The organism is Gulosibacter chungangensis (assembly GCF_008831155.1).
GTDB classification, from domain to species: domain Bacteria; phylum Actinomycetota; class Actinomycetes; order Actinomycetales; family Microbacteriaceae; genus Gulosibacter; species Gulosibacter chungangensis.
The window spans coordinates 22,421-38,110 of record NZ_WBKB01000013.1; the positions used below are offsets into that span (position 1 = coordinate 22,421).

Sequence of the window (15,690 nt, forward strand, 5' to 3'; positions counted from 1 at the left end):
ATCTCCTCGTTATTGGGTCTATCGCTCGGTGTGATTGCCTCGAGTCTAAGATGCGAGATCGGCGTCAAGCCGAGCGGCAGCCTGTCTCAGGTCGCGGGCCACGATCGAGGCATTCCCGACCAATTTCTGTAGGGTCGAAGGACCCGATGTCCCGGTGCCGACCGGGCACGGCAAACTCGATGAAGAGGCAGCCATGAGCAGTGCGGTAATTGTCGATGTTGTTCGTCTTGCGTCTGGAAGAGGCAAACCCGGCGGGGCCCTCTCGGGCACGCATCCCGTGGATCTCCTCGCCCATGTCCTGAATGCGCTGGTCGAGCGGAACGAGCTCGATCCGGCACTCGTTGACGACGTAATCGCTGGATGCGTGAGCCAGGTTGGCGAGCAAGCCAGCAATATCGCGCGCAATGCGGTGCTCGCAGCGGGATTCCCCGAGTCGGTGCCTGCGACGACCGTTGACCGGCAGTGCGGATCGAGCCAACAGGCGGCCCACCTCGCCGCGCAGGGCGTGATTGCCGGTGCCTACGACATTGCGATTGCAGCGGGAGTTGAATCAATGAGTCGAGTACCCATGGGGTCTGCCTTCGCGGGCGCCGACCCGCTTGGGCCGCGCATCGCGGAACGCTATCCCGAGGGACTTGTGCACCAGGGGATATCTGCCGAATTGCTCGCCGCGAAGTGGCAGCTCACACGGGAGGAGCTGGATGCGTTCGCGGTGCGTTCGCATCAGCTCGCGGCGGCAGCTGCCGACTATTTCGCCGGCGAGATCGTCCCGATCGAGGTGACCGATGCATCCGGCGAAACTGTGCAGCACACAATCGATGAGACGGTGCGACCCGAGACTTCCATGGCGCGACTTGCGACGCTCGAATCACCCTTCCGGAGCGAGCAATACAGCCGGCGGTTCCCACAGATCGATTGGCAAATCACTGCCGGAAGCTCCTCACCGTTCACCGACGGCGCTTCGGCGGCGCTGATCATGAGCGAGGAAGCCGCGAGGAAGCTCGGGCTGACTGCGCGTGCACGGTTCCACAGTTTCGCGATTGCGGCGGACGACCCCGTCGAAATGCTCTCGGCACCCATCCCCGCCACCAAAAAGGTGCTGCAGCGATCTGGTCTGACACTCGATGAGATTGACACCTACGAGGTCAACGAAGCCTTCGCCTCGGTACCGCTGATGTGGGCCAAAGCGCTCGACACAGACCTCGAAAAACTCAACCCACGTGGTGGTGCGATCGCACTGGGACATGCGCTCGGGTCCTCCGGCACGCGACTGCTGACCACAATGGTGAACCACCTCGAGGCGACCGGCGGGCGCTACGGGCTACAAACCATGTGCGAGGGCGGTGGTATGGCGAACGCCACCATTATCGAACGTCTCTAGGGCACGGTGCATCGCACGGCTCCAGGGCACCGGAGCCGCACCAAGTTCATTTCAGATTCGCCTGCGACAATGACGCAAATGGATGCGCTGGGATGGAATTCGACCGGGGGAGACCGGGAACTGGAGCGTGCCCAACCGGGCCCCGCAGTGCAATGGCGGCGTCGCGGCCCCGCGCTCGAACTCAACTTTGGCAAACCCATCGGCGACAAAATGTGGCGCCGCAATACTTTTTCGCCCGGTGCGATTCCCTGGCTGTGGGGCATTGGCTGGGGGATCCTCGGTGTCGCCGGGTACGCCACGCTCGCGGTGATTGGCGGGGTCATTTCGCTCTTTGCCGGCTTCGCCATCGTGCCACCGCTGTTGACGATTGTCGGAGGTGTGGTGGTCGGCCCAGTCGCTGCGATCGGCGGCTTCCTCGCCGGCCGGAAGAAACAGCAGTCGGTGCAGGAGCGGCTCGCCACTGAATATCAATACAGTGAGGCAATTACCGACGCAGTCGGGAATGACTATCGCGGTGCCGGTGCGAAGACATTCCTCAATAAGATTGCGGAGGTTATGCGCACCGGTCGCCCGCAGCGGGCAAAGGTACTCTCGGTGAACGGTTATGCCGAATTCAAAATTGAGCCGATCGGGCACTCGAGCCTGCGCATCCAACCCGTTGAGGTGCCAAAGGAAGGCCAGCTGTACAACAAGCTCGCCCAATCCTTCACCACGAAATCGGTGGACAAGACCCTCGTCACCGCCCCGGCGGACGAAAAAATGGCGGTCCTCGAGGAGCGGCTCGAAACCATCCGCAAGGTAGGGCACATCGATACCAGGCACCCGAATTACGCACAGTTCGCGGTGCTGCAGGTCGACCGCATCACCGAGTACCGCAGGCTGGCGTCCCGTGCGAATGCGGTCGCCTCGATGCAGAGTCTCGAGGCGCAGGGCACCGCGATGGAGCTCGTAGCAGAGCTCGATGACATGGTCGGGCTGATGAAGGTCGGTGTCGACGACCTTGAAGAGAAGATCTTGCGAGACTCCGAGATCAACTCGGATGCGCACCTACTGTTCCTGCGGGATAAATACGACCGGCTTTCGGGCGGCGCGGGCGAGCAGGCAGGAGCGGGCGAGCCGCAGTAGCCGCCCGCCCGCGACTGTCTACTCCGAATCAAACCCCTGGGCCGCGAGCCACTCACGGATCCGGTGGCGGCCGTGCATCCCTTCAACCGAGCCGATACGGCGGTTGAGGGTGAACGCCCAACTGTAGTTTTCACGCCCGTAGTCCGCGTAGTACTCGGCGAGGTGCTCTTCGTACTCGGCCGAGGCGGACTCCCAAGCCTCTGCGTCGTATTCCTCGTGGTGCAGCACCGCGCGCTGCGGCAAACGGGGTTTGGTGGACGCGCGCTCGGTCGGGTCGGGCACACCGATCGCGAGTCCGACCACGGGGAACACGTATTCGGGGAGCTTCAGTTCGGTGGCAACTTCCAGCGGGTTATTGCGCACCGAACCGACGAACACGCCACCGAGTCCGAGCGATTCGGCCGCCAGCAGCGCATTCTGCCCGGCGATTCCCGAGTCGACGAAGGACACGAGCGTGTTCTCGAGGTAACCGACCGAGTCCACATCCGTGCCATGCTTCGCCTCGACGATCCGACTATTGCGGTTGAAGTCGGCCGTCCACACGAGGAAGACGGAGCAGTTTTCGATATACGGATGCCCGCCAAGGGCCTTCGAGATCCGCTCCTTTCGCGCCTGGTCGCGCACCGCCACCACACTCCACACCTGCAGGTTGGAAGATTGAGAACCCGACTGCGCGGCCGCAATGATGAGCTCGAGCTGCGCATCCGTCACCTCGGCGGGCAGGAACTTGCGCACCGAACGGTGGCGCAGCTGCAGGTCGATGGTTTCGGTGCCTTCGGCCAGGGGACCAGCAAACTCGGTACCGTAGCGACGGTCAACCAGCTCGCATGTGGTGTGGGGTTCGGGGGAGCTTGCGGCGGATGTGTCCTCGTGGGAATTCGTCGAAGTCATGGTTTGAATCTATCGTCCTCTGCAGGTTGTATGTCGGTGCTGTGTTACCTGCCGGTGCTTATTGCCTGTCGGTTCGTTCGTGTACAACAGCGGCCATCGGAGCTGCGCGGGTCGCTACTCTTCGAGGTACGCGCCGGCAAACAGCCCTCGCGCGCCATCCCAACCTGAGGGGTGGAACATTCCGGCCAGCGCATCCCGGTAGAGCCGGTTCATCTCGGAACCATTGTCGAAACCAGCCCCACCAGCGCAGCGGAACGCATCCTCGACAACCCTGCGAGCCATTTCGGTGGCTCGCAGTTTCGCACCCACGAACTTGCGTGGCCAGGCGGCCCCGTAGTCGACGAGGTCGTCGAAATCGCGGGTGTAGCTGTCCAGCTGCGGTGGTACCGACTCGTAGTCGATGGCGGCATCGGCAATGCGGTCGCGGAACTCTGGCAGCTCCGCGTAGGTTTTCCCGTGCTTGAGCGATTTGCGGTTATGCAGTGCCGCGGCGGCAAGCTCGAGGGCACGAGCGGCGAGGCCCGTGTACACCGAGGCAATCAGCAGCTGGAAATTCGCGTTGATTGCGAAGGTGAGGGTGTCGGGGGTGATGCCATCGGGGATGCGCCGGGTCACTCGATCGGCGCGCATCGACACATCCGCGAGGGTTGTAGAGCGGCTCTGTGTGGCACGCATCCCCATCGGATCCCAGTGCTCGGACACCGAAATCCCCGCTTCAGATCGCTCGATGAAGCCGTAGACCACACGCTTATCTTCGGGGTCGCTCGAATCCAAACCGTGCACGCCGAGGCGAGTCCACACCGGTGACAGTGAGGTGAAGATCTTCTTCCCGGTGAAGCGGTAGCCGCCGTCCTCGGTCGGGATTGCCTCGGTAGTGGAACCGTAGAGAACCAGATCATTGCCGGGTTCGCTCACGCCAAATGCGAACACCTCTCCCGCCGCCGTCTCCTCAAGTACGAACTCGTGCGAGTCGTCACCGCGCTCGAGGAGCGCCCGAGCGACGCCGGTCCACACCAGGTGCATATTGATGCCGAGCGCGGTGGCCGGCGCGGCCTTCGCGAGCACCTGCTGTAGCCGGGAAACCTCATTCATACCCAGGCCGGGCCCACCGAGATGCTCCGGCACGAAGAGTTTCAAGTAGCCGTGTTCGACGAGCTCTTCGAAATCCTCTTGGAAGAAACGGTTTTCGCGGTCATAGGTGGACGCGCGCTCGCGGATGCGCTCGAGCAGGCCTTCGGGAAGAAACTTCGCCTGGATCTCGGCAAAGCGGGCTTCGCGGTCAGTCATCAAGACTCCTTCGATTTGTCTGGTTGGCGGTTCCGCAATTCGACTGCCTGGCGGCTAATCGTGGGCGGCACGGAGCAGCACCACGGCGTTGTGCCCGCCGAACCCAAAAGAGTTCGACAGCACGGTCCGGATGCTCGCCGCCCGCGGTTCGCGGACGATGTCGTAGTCGGGGAATTCGGGATTGTCGAGGTTAATCGTTGGCGGCAGTAACTGTTCCTGCAGGGTTCGCGTCGCGATCAACGCTTCCAACGCGCCCCCGGCACCGAGAAGGTGCCCGGTGCTGGATTTCGTCGCGCTAATCGGCACCTGTAGGGCGTAGTCGCCGAGGGCACCGCGCAGAGCCCGTAGCTCCATCTGATCGTTGAGCTTCGTGCTGGTGCCGTGGGCATTGACGTGGTCCACGTCCTCTGGCGAAAGTCCGGCGTCAAGAAGACAGGCGTTGATCGCCGCGATTGCGCCACGCGCCTCGGGATGCGGGGCCGTCGCGTGATGCGCGTCGCTGGAGGCGCCATACCCGGCGACCTCGGCGAGTGCGGTTGCCCCGCGCGCGTGGGCCGTGTCAGCGGCTTCGAGCAGCAGCGCGCTCGCACCGGCAGCCATTACGAACCCGGCTCGGTCACGGTCAAAGGGTCTGGATGCCCGGCTCGGGTCAGACTCGAAGCCGCTCGCGAGTGCGCGCATATTCGCATTCGAGGAATAGTTCACTGGGTTCACGCAATCCTCGAAACCAACCACTAACACCGAATCGGCATAGCCGTGTCGGATGCGTCGCATCGCTTCGCCGAGCGCCACGGTGCCACTTGCGCAGGTCGCGGAAATCCCCGCGGCTGCTCCGAGCGCGCCGTAACGTTGACTCAACAGCGCAGCCGCCGCATCCGGAGCACCGTGCATCGACAGGAACGGTGTCACTCGCCGGGTGCCCTGCCGCTCATAGACTCGGGTCGCATCCTGCATTGCCTGAATAGGCCCAGAACCGGAACCGGTCAGAATTGAGAATCGGGAGGCGTCTGCGGGGAGCTGTTCGCGGCTGCGGGCGTTCGGGATACCGGCCTGCGCTAAGGCCTCATCGGCGGCGGCGATCGCATACCAGAGCACCTTGCTGAGGCGACGGGACTCGCGCGGTTCGAGCACCGCATCCGGATCAAATCCGCGCACCTGACCGCCGATCCGTACCGCGAGGCCTTCGAACTCCGTGTCCTCGAGGAGGGTCACCCCGCTTCGACCCTGCTTGACCGCATCCCAGGTGCTTGGCGCATCCAACCCCGAGGGGGTGACCGCACCGAGCCCGGTGATGACGACCTTGCGCGAATGCTGTGTGGTTGCGGTCATAGTCGTACCACCCCCGCGGCATCGCGCTGCACGAACTCCGCGGTTTCGGTGCGGCGGATCTTGCCGCCAACCGTGCGAGGCAGCCGATCAATGCCATAGAAACGACGCGGCACGAATTGGGGTGCGAGCCTCGCCCGGGCATGTTCCAAAAGGACAGCCTTGTCCGGGACCGAATCACCTTCAAAGACCACCGCCACGACCGTGCCGAGTCGCGCATGCGGCAGCCCGATTGCACAGTAGGCCTCGACCCCGGGCAGGGTCTCATAGGCACGTTCAACGTCGGGGAGTGAGACCTTGTGGCCGCCGGTCACCACGATGTCGCCCGCGCGCCCCACGAGTGAAAGCTTGCCGTGCTCGAGGCTGCCCTGGTCGGATACCGTCGCCCAACCGTCCGCACCGCGTAATTGCACGTCCGTGGTCGCCGCCACGTAGCCGAGCGCCGTCGAGGCCACGCGAATCCACAGGGTCCCGATCTCGCCATCAGGAAGGGGACGGCCGCTGGCATCACGAATCTCCGCTTCGACCCCTTCGTAGAGGGAAATCTTCGTACCATCACCCTCACGGCTATCGCCGATGAACCCGATTTCCGCGGCACCGTAATAGCTAATGAGTCGAACATTCGGCAGTTGTGCCGCGAACGCCGAACGGATCGCGGCAGAGAGATTCGCACCACCGGTCACGGCAAGCTCGAGGGTGGCGAAGCGCTCGGGGTTTCGCTTTGCGGCTTCCACCAGGCCCTGAATCACCGCGGGCACCGCCACCACGCGGCTGATCTTCGCTTCGGCAATCCGGCGGGAGGCTCCCAGCACATCGAACTGATCGGCCACGTGGCAGCTGCCGCCGGAATAGAGGCACTCGACGAGCGCGAAGAGCGTGAGGCTATACGAGAGCGGTCCCGGAGCAAGCGTGTGCACGGCCGGTTCTGCCTCCAAGTAGTGGCTGGAGACTTTGGCGTTATAGCGGTATTCGTGTCGCAGCCGCATGAATGCTTTGGGGGCACTGGTCGTACCGGAAGAGAACAGTAAGAGGAATGCCTCATTGGGGTCTCGTACCTCCGGGGGCCCCGCTGGTGGGAGTTCTGCTTCTAAGGCGCGAAACTCGGCGAGGGTCACAATGGTGCCGGTCCAGCCCGCATCCTGCAGCGCATCCCGCAGCGACGTCGAATCACTGATGAGCAAGCCCACACCGACCTTCTGAATTACTCCGAGCTGGTGCTCGAGCGGCCAGCGCGGGTCAATTGTCGCCGAGACCGCGCGGAACCCCGCCAGGCCCGCGATGATTCGTGCGGTGTGGAAAGCGTCGGTAAGACTGATCGCAGTGATCGGGATGCCCTGGGCCTCGGCGGCGGGTACCGGTGCGTGGTGCGCGGCACCACTGGCATGCAGATACTCGACCGCCGCCTGGACGCGTGCGCCGTCGGTCACGAGATCGCCGTAGCTGAGCCGATCATGTTCACCCGCGATGGCAAGTCGATGCGGGTCCTGCGCCGCTACCTCAAGAATCGTGCGGGTAATCGGCATGAAACGACTCCTCTTATCTGTCTCGGCAGTGTTAATGAAAGTTATTGGACCCAGACGAAGTATATGGCTGCCAGCCGAGCCCGCTCCGAGGGACGTAGCGGTGCCTGTTGCGGAACCATCAATTGACTGTAAACTGGACCGTCGCATTCGCGACCCCCTCAGCGCAATCGTGTGCTTTGCCGCATTCTTGTCTTCTCAGGAGTCACTTTGACGTCCACGGACACCGGCTCCATTCGTACCCCGAATGGCGCCAACACCCCTAAGAGCGAAGGGCTCCCAGCCGGAGCCGCTCGCGTTATTTGGTTGCTAATCGTTGCCGCCTTCGTCGCCATCCTCAACGAAACCACGATGGCGATCGCGATCCCGCACCTCAACGCCGACCTCGGCATCCCACCCGAGCTCGGTCAGTGGTTCACGAGCGCCTTCATGCTCACCATGGCGGTAGTCATCCCCACGACCGGGTACATCCTGCAGCGTTTCACCACCCGGCAGGTCTTCCTCGCGGCGATGATCGCATTCGCGATCGGTACCCTCGTGTGTCTTATCGCGCCCGGCTTCACCGTGTTGCTTACCGGCCGCGTGATCCAAGCGGCGGGCACCGGCGTGATGATGCCGCTATTGATGACCACGCTCATGAGCGTCGTTCCCGCCAGCCAGCGCGGCCGTTGGATGGGTATGGTCAGCATGGTGATTTCGCTGGCACCGGCGCTCGGGCCGAGCCTGTCGGGTCTCGTGCTCGACACTTTGCACTGGCGCTGGCTCTTCGGCATCGTCTTGCCAATCGCACTCATCTCGCTCGTGATCGGTGCGAAGTGGATGACGAACCTCGGCGAAACCTCGACGGCCCCCTTCGATGTGCCGTCGGTGGCGCTTTCGGCGCTTGCCTTCGGCGGCATTGTCTTCGGCTTGAGTCAGTTCGGCGCCGATACGACGGATGCGCCGGCCGGGGCACTCTCACCGGTGCTGCTTGGCAGCGTGGTCACCGGCTGCGGTGCAGTGTTCCTCGCCCTATTCGTATGGCGACAGCTGGTATTGCAGCGAACCGATCGGGCGCTGCTGGACCTGCGCACCTTCAAATCACGCAATTTCTCCATTGCAGTCATCACCATGACGATTATCGCGATCGCCATGTTCGGCACGCTGACGCTGCTGCCGCTGTACCTGCAAAATGTGGCCGGGTTGGATGCGCTTCAGTCGGGCCTCGTGCTCATGCCCGGCTCCTTGTTGATGGGCCTGCTCGGACCGCTCATGGGCGTCATCTACGACCGGAAGGGCCCTCGAGCACTGCTCGTTCCCGGCACCATCATGATCGCGGCGGCGCTGTCGGTGTACTCCACGGTGGGGGAGAGCACGCCCGTACTGCTGCTGATCGTGGTGCAGGCGGTGATGTCGGTGGGGTTGGCGATGTCCTTCACCCCACTGTTCTCCGCTTCGCTCGGCTCACTGCCAATGAAGCTGTATTCTCACGGCTCCGCCTCGCTGAACACGATGCAGCAGGTCGGTGGCGCGATGGGTGTGGCCGTCCTCATCGCCGTCTATTCGAGCATCCTGCACGGCGGCGAAGCAGCGGGGCTGTCGACGGCGGCCGCTGGCGCACCCGGCGCCCGCCTCGCATTCCTGATTGCCGCTGGGATCAGCTTGGTACCGGTTGTCCTCGCCTGGTTTGTGCGCCGACCTGCTGATCAAGAGGAACCGAGCGCAAGCGCACGGTAAACATGAAAGGATCACAGCATGATTTTCATTGTGGTCAAGTACGACGTAAAACCCGAGTATGCCGACAAGTTCATTGAGATCACGCGCGAGTTCACCGAGGCCACCCGTGCCGAGCCCGGTAACAAGTGGTTCGAGTGGAGCCGCAGCGTAGAGAACCCGAACGAGTTCACGCTGGTGGAAGCCTTCGACGACAACGCTGGTGAGGCGCACGTGAAGGCGCCGCATTTCCAGAAGGGTCTCGACGCGATGCGTCCCGTGCTCGCGAGCACCCCTAAGATCATCAGCCGCGTCATTGACGGCGATGGCTGGGACGAAATGGGCGAGCTCAAGATCGACTAGCCCGCGCGCTGCCGAGCCAAAAGCGACCGGCCCCACCATGAGTAATCATGTGTGGGGCCGGTCGCTTTTACTCAAGACACCGCGGGGTTAGTGCGTTTCGGTGAAGCTGCGCACGGCGGGTAGTGACTGTGCGCGGGGGACCATGCGCACGAGCTGCGTGACGTGTTTCGGCTCCAGCTCTGCCAGCGTCTTTACCTGGACGAGCTTCATCGTGCGGACGATTTCGGTCCGGAGGATCTCGATCGCCCGGTCGACACCGGCGCGGCCACCGGCCATCAGACCGTACAGGTAGGCACGGCCAATCAGCGTGAACTTCGCACCCATCGCGATCGATGCCACGATGTCGGCACCGTTCATGATGCCGGTATCGATGGCAACTTCGGTGTCCTGCCCGACCTCGCGCACGACCTCAGGCAACAGGTGGAAGGGCACCGGTGCCCGGTCAAGCTGACGGCCACCGTGGTTCGAGAGCACGAGGCCATCGACGCCGAGGTCGACGAGTTTCTTCGCATCCTCAACGTTCTGCACACCCTTGATGACAATCTTGCCGGGGAAGAGCGTACGGATGATGGCGAGGTCATCAAAGGAGATGCTGGGGTCCATCGCCGAGTCGAGGAGTTCCCCGACGGTGCCGCCGGTGGAGTTGAGCGAAGCGAACTCCAGCGAGGGTGTGGTGAGAAAGTCAAACCACCACCACGGGCGGGGGAGCGCATCCAGAACCGTGGAGAGCGTGAGCTGCGGCGGAATCGAGAAGCCGTTTCGGGCATCCCGCAGTCGGGCACCCGCGACGGGGGTGTCCACCGTGAAGAACAGCGTGTCGTAGCCTGCCTGCGCGGCGCGCTCCACGAGGCCGTAGGAGATCTCGCGCTGCTTCATCACGTACAGCTGGAACCAGTTGCGGCCGGACGGGTTCGCTGCCCGAACATCCTCGATAGACGTGGTGCCGAGCGTCGAGAGTGTGAAGGGGATGCCCGCAGCCCGAGCGGCGCTGGCACCGGCGATCTCACCCTCAGTCTGCATGAGCCGGGTGAAACCGGTAGGTGCAATGCCGAATGGCAGAGCCGAAGGGCCACCGAAGATGGTCGTGCTGGTGTCCACCGCGGAGACATCCTTGAGGATGGATGGGTGGAACTCGACGTCCTGGAAGGCTCGGCGTGCGCGTGCGAGCGAAATCTCACCATCGGCAGCACCGTCGGTGTAATCGAACGCAGCTTTGGGTGTACGCCGCTTCGCAATCTTGCGCAGGTCTTCGATGGTCAGTGCGCTGTTGAGGCGACGCTTCTTCCCATTGAGTTCGGGGCGTTTGAACTGCATGAGCTCGAAGAGCTCGGCGGGCTTCGGGAGTTGGCGCTTAACCACAATTTCCTCCAGTGATCCGAACGAGTGAGATGGATACGGTAATTCAAGTCGGTCCAACCAGGTCAATTCATGAGGTTGGACCATGAGGTAAGACCATGTGGTCAGACCTCATGAATGTAACGCTGTCGGCATGCGGCGTCAACCCTTTAGTGGCGTCGAATATCGCCCGGGCGGTGCTGCTCGGGGGTCGCGAGGCTTGCCGCAGTTAGGCCGTTCGCTCGTAATAGCCGGTGATGTGCTGCTCGAGGAGCGTCGCAGCGTGCTCGTTCTCGCCACTCTTCAGGGCGGCAAAGATGGCTCGATGTTCGCCACGTAGCTTCGGGGCGAGGTCTTCCCAATCCTCGACTGCCTGGGCGCGCGCCTGCGTTTGGTCCGAGATCGACAGTCGCAGCGCATCCATCATGATGCTCACAAGGGGGTTGCTGGCGGCACCCGAGCAGATCACGTGGAACTCAGTGTCGAGCCTGAGGAAAGTGGGGATGTCGAGGCTCGGATCGTCCATTCGGTCAAGAACCTGCTCGGCGGCATCCCAGTCGCCGAGTGCGGGGTCGGCATTCTTCGCGCACCAGGTTTCGAGCAGGATGCGCAATTGCACCATGTCGTAGGCCTCCACCTGACGGGTGGCGATCTGTAGATTCAACGATCGGCTGAGCCCCTGCTCCGGAGTTGCGGTGATGATCGTGCCGGAGCTCGGACCGGAACCGGTGGAGGTACGAATGGTTCCGAGGACTTCAAGCACACGAAAAGCCTCCCGAATCGCACTGCGGGAGACCTCAAGCGTCTGCGAGAGCGCCCGTTCGCTGGGAAGGTGATCGCCAACATGGAGGCGACCGCTTCTGAGCTCATCGGTGACCCACTCGAGGACGATTTCATGTGCTTTCATTCGACCTAGTATTCCAGGGTCCGCGTGTGGTTCTGCCTGGTGAGGCCACCGTTTCGCTCGGTGTCGGCACCTGATCGTGCCTTCTGATAGGAGCAAGAGGGCCTGGGCGATTACTCACGAAGTGCCGCAGCCACGGCCTCGCGCACCGTGGGATGCTCGAATTCATAACCCGAATCGGTCAGGGCCTTGGGAATTGCGACCGCATCGCAGGTCAGCAACGCTTCGGCAGCATCCTTCCCGAGCACGAGCTTCACGGCGAAGCCGGGCACCGGAACGAGATAAGGCCGTCGCAACCCCGCGGCGAGCGAGCGACCGAGTCCGTTGGCACTCGCGGGCACCGGAGCAGCCAGGTTGAAAGCTCCGGTGAGCTGCTGATCGATAATGTGGCGGATCGCGCCAACTTCATCGGCCAACGAAATGAACGGCCATTTCTGATGGCCACCCGCAATCGGTCCGCTGATCCCAAGTTTTGTGAGCAGAATGAGTGGTTTGAGCACACCGTCTCGGTGCACGACCGGTGCGGTGCGCAACAACGCCACGCGAGCATCCGGCCCAGCGGACAGCGCGGCGGCCTCCCAATCGACGCACAGTTCAGCTAAGAACCCGTCCCCGGGAGCGCTCGCCTCGTCGGCAGGTGCCGGTGGCTGCGTGCCGTAATAGCCAACGGCTGAGGCCGAAACGAACAGGGGAGCGTTGGCACCCAGCGCGCGGACCGCATCCGCTATGGCCGTTGTCGGTGTGAGCCGAGAATCACGCAGCAACTTTCGGTAGGCCTTCGTCCAGGGAAACTTGCCGATGCTCGCGCCGTTGAGCCCAACGACTGCCCGAGCGCCTTCGAGCACCGTTGGATCAAGCGGACCATCGCCTTCGCGTAGCCACGCGACTTCATCGGGCCCTCGGGCTTCACGTCGCACCAACAGGACCACGCGATATCCATCGGCACGCAGCGAGCGTTGCAGCGCCCGGCCGATAAGTCCGGAGCCGCCAGCCACGACGATCTTTTCTTCGGGCATTGTTGCCTCCCCATTGCTCGGCAGTGGCAGCGAATCTTCGCCTAGTGATTGGCCCAGAGTGGCATGACCGGATGTGCGACCCCTGTTACCGAACCGTCATTGGTCGCTCATCAGGGGTTGCGGGGCCAAGCACTATTCCGCGACAGAATCAACCTTCTGTCCATCGGGGCTTCTCGGCTAAAGTAGGGGCCGCTCCCGCCCGCAAACGGGCCCGAGTACGAGTGAAACCGCGAATGGAGTACCGATGCAAAAATCACTCGCGGAGTTACGAGAACTTGCGCACTACGAACGCGAGTCGATTATTGAACGTCGCGTGCGTGGGGGAGAGGACCCGGCACAGGTCTTCGCCGATATCCCGGACACGGACGAATACCTCGTGCTGCTGCTGCGCGATGACGCGCTCGAAGATCGCGGGCTCACCGCCGAGTATGCGCTCGCGCGACTGGCCGAACAGACCCAGCAGGAAGGTGCCGAGGAGCTTCGTCGCACCGCGAACGGTATTGACGCGAAGCTTTTCCGACACATTGCCCGTGACTATCCGCAGCTCAGCCGCGCCGTGTGGCGACTGCTGGGGGACGTGGAAGAACCGGGTTCGCTCATCGAGCCGGCGCGGCGCGACATCCTCGGCTAGACCGGCGAGCTCTCGGCGCCGGGCCGGATGCGCGGCATGAGCGGCTCGGTGAGTCGCCGCTGGTGCACAGTCAGGTAGCCGAGTCCATTCGGCCCGGCCAGGTAGCCGCGGCGGGAGCGCTTCGGGAGCCAAAGGATTTGCCCCGGCTCGAGGGGAATCTCTCCCTCGGCAGTGCGCAGAGTGCCGCTGCCCATGAGCACGATCACAAGTGAATCCAGTTCCGGTCCGTCGAAATCTCCGATGCTCTCACCGGCCGGCAGACGGATCAGATTCGAATCGAGATCCCGATCCACTTCTTGTAGCTTCCACACGGCTCCGCGAGCTTCCGCGCTCGCGTTGCTGAGCGCATCCGTATGGCCAATTACCCGCGGCACGGAGTGCGGTTCGGGGTCGATGCTCATTTCAGGAGTCTTCCTCTCGAAGGTCGATGGACTGGGTGGGATTGTCACTGCACAGCACCCACTTGCGCCAAGCCCATGGCAATAGCACACAGATCACGCCCCCTGTCGAGCCGATCGCGGTTTCAATGGCACGGTCTTTGAGAATTTGTGCGTTGTCGAGCGCGACCGGGCCCGCACTCGATGCCAGCACCGTTGCCATCAGTGCTAGTGGCGTGATCACAACCTGCGCGATCATGTACGAGCGGGCCACGAGCATTTCCGCGCCGAACTGCAGCACCGCGATGATGAGGATGAGTTGCCAGGGTTCGAGGTCGAGCAACAACAGCAGCGCAACCAAGATGAGGCCAAAGAGCGTTCCGATGACGCGCTGCAGGCCGCGACTAATGCGATAGCTCGTGGAGTGTCCCACGATCGGGACCACCGCCGCCACCATGGCCCAGTAATTGTGTTGCATTTCGAATACTGGGCTCAGCAATATTGCGATGGCGCCGGCAGCTCCAGCCGCAACAAAGTGCCAGGCACCATTGCGCCAGATTTGGATGCGCTGGGCGCGGCTAAATACCTGTGGCTTTGGCCATTGAAATGGCTTGCGCCGTTTAGGGAAAAGTACTCTCGAGCTCACGCCAATGAGCAACGCGAACACCACCGTGGCAACGGTGGTAATTGCCGCGTCGATGAAAGGCGGCTGCGCGGGTACCGATGCCACCGCGGCAAAAGCAAATATCTGGAACAGTGAACCGGTTGGTCGTAACTGCCAGTAGGCAGCAATGACGGCGACGACGCCAGCGACCACCGTGGTGCAGCCGACAAGGGCCCAGGCATTCTCTCGTTCGGAAATGCCGTTCCGCCCGGCGATGTTGGCGAGCAGCAGCAGTACCGTCATGAGCAGGCCCACGCGCAGCTGCATTTGCAGGCGTGGTCCGTGGTCGAGGTTGCGGCCGTAGATGGCGGTGAAGGCGCCGAAGGATGCGAAGATGGCCAAGTCGATTCGGTCGAGCAGCAGCAGCGTCAACAGGGGGACGAAAACGGCAATCCCACAGCGGATAGCGACTTCATGATCGCGATTGGCCGGACCAATTGTGAACAGGTGCGGGAAGGGGTTTATTTCTGAAAAGTTCTGCTTTGCATTACCCGATTTCACGCTATGGTTCCTCACATAAGCTTCCATGATAGTGCGCTGCGTTGCGGGCTAGATGGCGGCAAATATGGGTGCTCTTGCGACCTTACGGTAACGATTGTGCAACGTTGGTGACCGATGCCGGAGTTCGCCTATAAGCACGCGGAACGCGGCGCTTACGAAGCGGCAGATTTTGTTCGGGAATGGCGTAAATACGCCACTTTTTGACCACAACGCTTGACTCAGCCCGATAGTCTTGACCTCTGGTACTTCCCGTGGGCGGCTCGAGCTGCAGCTGCCGGAAAGGCCGAATAGTTCCGATTTGTTGAAGCAAAATACGCGCTGAAATCCGCGCCAACCGAATTGCCGTGTCCGCAACCAGACCGGGTGTTATGACGCGTGCTGAACAGTTGTTAGCTCTAAATCTGTGACACCTCTACTCGAGCGTCTCGAGATATCGAAGGAGTCTTCTTTGACGACCAATGCCATTACCGTCGAACACCTTTATAAGGTGTTCGGACGAAACCCGAGAGAAGGCGTCCGGCGCCTTCAGAATGGTGAAACTCGGGCCAACCTAGTGTCGCGTGTCGTTAGTTCCTAAATGGTTAGTGGGTTGAGAGAATAATGCATGGCGAATTCTCCAGCCCCGGCCCTTGCTCTTTACGATGGTGATCACGACGAACTCGTCTCCTGGACGAGAG

The 15,690-nt window shown here is 62.4% G+C and carries 14 protein-coding genes; 5 read left to right on the top strand and 9 right to left on the bottom strand.

Features of this window, described 5'->3' with window-relative positions; translation table 11 throughout:
* The first annotated feature begins 193 nt into the window (after positions 1 to 193).
* Positions 194 to 1,381, top strand: coding sequence for a thiolase family protein (locus tag F8O05_RS14325; RefSeq protein ID WP_158053448.1), 1,188 nt, complete (start codon positions 194 to 196; stop codon positions 1,379 to 1,381).
* 69 nt (positions 1,382 to 1,450) lie between these two features.
* Positions 1,451 to 2,506, top strand: a complete 1,056-nt coding sequence (locus tag F8O05_RS14330; RefSeq protein ID WP_158053435.1) for a hypothetical protein — start codon at positions 1,451 to 1,453, stop codon at positions 2,504 to 2,506.
* Positions 2,507 to 2,524: 18 nt separating this feature from the next.
* Here the strand turns inward: F8O05_RS14330 and F8O05_RS14335 are convergent, their stop codons facing one another.
* The 4 genes from F8O05_RS14335 to F8O05_RS14350 all read right to left on the bottom strand — a co-directional run bounded on the left by F8O05_RS14335 (position 2,525) and on the right by F8O05_RS14350 (position 7,533).
* Entirely contained in the window at positions 2,525 to 3,397 is an 873-nt protein-coding gene (locus F8O05_RS14335) for an NADPH-dependent oxidoreductase (RefSeq protein ID WP_158053436.1), read from the bottom strand.
* A gap of 114 nt (positions 3,398 to 3,511) precedes the next feature.
* On the bottom strand, positions 3,512 to 4,684 hold the full coding sequence (locus F8O05_RS14340; protein ID WP_158053437.1) for an acyl-CoA dehydrogenase family protein: 1,173 nt from the start codon (positions 4,682 to 4,684) through the stop codon (positions 3,512 to 3,514).
* Between the two features lie 54 nt (positions 4,685 to 4,738).
* On the bottom strand, positions 4,739 to 6,013 hold the full coding sequence (locus tag F8O05_RS14345) for a beta-ketoacyl-[acyl-carrier-protein] synthase family protein (RefSeq protein ID WP_158053438.1): 1,275 nt from the start codon (positions 6,011 to 6,013) through the stop codon (positions 4,739 to 4,741).
* Complete coding sequence (locus tag F8O05_RS14350; RefSeq protein WP_158053439.1) at positions 6,010 to 7,533, bottom strand: class I adenylate-forming enzyme family protein; 1,524 nt, start codon at positions 7,531 to 7,533, stop codon at positions 6,010 to 6,012. Before F8O05_RS14350 ends, F8O05_RS14345 begins: the two co-directional genes overlap by 4 nt.
* A gap of 207 nt (positions 7,534 to 7,740) precedes the next feature.
* On the opposite strand from F8O05_RS14350, the gene F8O05_RS14355 reads away from it, so the two are divergent.
* Positions 7,741 to 9,246: an MDR family MFS transporter gene (locus F8O05_RS14355; RefSeq protein ID WP_404811378.1), complete on the top strand. Its 1,506-nt coding sequence runs from the start codon at positions 7,741 to 7,743 to the stop codon at positions 9,244 to 9,246.
* Positions 9,247 to 9,264: 18 nt separating this feature from the next.
* Positions 9,265 to 9,585 (top strand): putative quinol monooxygenase, encoded by a 321-nt coding sequence (locus tag F8O05_RS14360; protein WP_158053440.1) that lies wholly within the window; start codon positions 9,265 to 9,267, stop codon positions 9,583 to 9,585.
* Positions 9,586 to 9,672: 87 nt separating this feature from the next.
* On the opposite strand, the gene F8O05_RS14365 is transcribed toward F8O05_RS14360, so the two are convergent.
* The 3 genes from F8O05_RS14365 to F8O05_RS14375 all read right to left on the bottom strand — a co-directional run bounded on the left by F8O05_RS14365 (position 9,673) and on the right by F8O05_RS14375 (position 12,840).
* Entirely contained in the window at positions 9,673 to 10,944 is a 1,272-nt protein-coding gene (locus F8O05_RS14365) for an alpha-hydroxy acid oxidase (RefSeq protein WP_158053441.1), read from the bottom strand.
* A 205-nt stretch (positions 10,945 to 11,149) separates the two neighbouring features.
* A complete protein-coding gene (locus F8O05_RS14370) occupies positions 11,150 to 11,827 on the bottom strand; it encodes a FadR/GntR family transcriptional regulator (protein WP_158053442.1) in 678 nt (225 codons plus the stop codon).
* Between the two features lie 110 nt (positions 11,828 to 11,937).
* Positions 11,938 to 12,840, bottom strand: coding sequence for a TIGR01777 family oxidoreductase (locus tag F8O05_RS14375; protein WP_158053443.1), 903 nt, complete (start codon positions 12,838 to 12,840; stop codon positions 11,938 to 11,940).
* Positions 12,841 to 13,084: 244 nt separating this feature from the next.
* Between F8O05_RS14375 and F8O05_RS14380 the strand changes: the two genes are divergently transcribed.
* Positions 13,085 to 13,471 (top strand): hypothetical protein, encoded by a 387-nt coding sequence (locus F8O05_RS14380; protein WP_158053444.1) that lies wholly within the window; start codon positions 13,085 to 13,087, stop codon positions 13,469 to 13,471.
* On the opposite strand, the gene F8O05_RS14385 is transcribed toward F8O05_RS14380, so the two are convergent.
* Positions 13,468 to 13,872 carry a cupin domain-containing protein gene (locus F8O05_RS14385; RefSeq protein WP_158053445.1) on the bottom strand — a complete coding sequence of 135 codons (405 nt, stop codon included), beginning with the start codon at positions 13,870 to 13,872 and terminating at the stop codon, positions 13,468 to 13,470. The genes F8O05_RS14380 and F8O05_RS14385 overlap by 4 nt on opposite strands.
* Before the next feature lies 1 nt (position 13,873).
* Positions 13,874 to 15,013 carry an FUSC family protein gene (locus tag F8O05_RS14390; RefSeq protein ID WP_225735939.1) on the bottom strand — a complete coding sequence of 380 codons (1,140 nt, stop codon included), beginning with the start codon at positions 15,011 to 15,013 and terminating at the stop codon, positions 13,874 to 13,876.
* Between the last annotated feature and the right edge of the window lie 677 nt (positions 15,014 to 15,690).

Excerpts from the sequence above, each read along its gene's own strand:
- F8O05_RS14325 (WP_158053448.1), top strand. The coding sequence starts at position 194 with ATGAGCAGTGCGGTAATTGTCGATGTTGTTCGTCTTGCGTCTGGAAGA.
- F8O05_RS14330 (WP_158053435.1), top strand. The coding sequence starts at position 1,451 with ATGACGCAAATGGATGCGCTGGGATGGAATTCGACCGGGGGAGACCGG.
- F8O05_RS14335 (WP_158053436.1), bottom strand. The coding sequence starts at position 3,397 with ATGACTTCGACGAATTCCCACGAGGACACATCCGCCGCAAGCTCCCCC.
- F8O05_RS14340 (WP_158053437.1), bottom strand. The coding sequence starts at position 4,684 with ATGACTGACCGCGAAGCCCGCTTTGCCGAGATCCAGGCGAAGTTTCTT.
- F8O05_RS14345 (WP_158053438.1), bottom strand. The coding sequence starts at position 6,013 with ATGACCGCAACCACACAGCATTCGCGCAAGGTCGTCATCACCGGGCTC.
- F8O05_RS14350 (WP_158053439.1), bottom strand. The coding sequence starts at position 7,533 with ATGCCGATTACCCGCACGATTCTTGAGGTAGCGGCGCAGGACCCGCAT.
- F8O05_RS14360 (WP_158053440.1), top strand. The coding sequence starts at position 9,265 with ATGATTTTCATTGTGGTCAAGTACGACGTAAAACCCGAGTATGCCGAC.
- F8O05_RS14370 (WP_158053442.1), bottom strand. The coding sequence starts at position 11,827 with ATGAAAGCACATGAAATCGTCCTCGAGTGGGTCACCGATGAGCTCAGA.
- F8O05_RS14375 (WP_158053443.1), bottom strand. The coding sequence starts at position 12,840 with ATGCCCGAAGAAAAGATCGTCGTGGCTGGCGGCTCCGGACTTATCGGC.
- F8O05_RS14380 (WP_158053444.1), top strand. The coding sequence starts at position 13,085 with ATGCAAAAATCACTCGCGGAGTTACGAGAACTTGCGCACTACGAACGC.
- F8O05_RS14385 (WP_158053445.1), bottom strand. The coding sequence starts at position 13,872 with ATGAGCATCGACCCCGAACCGCACTCCGTGCCGCGGGTAATTGGCCAT.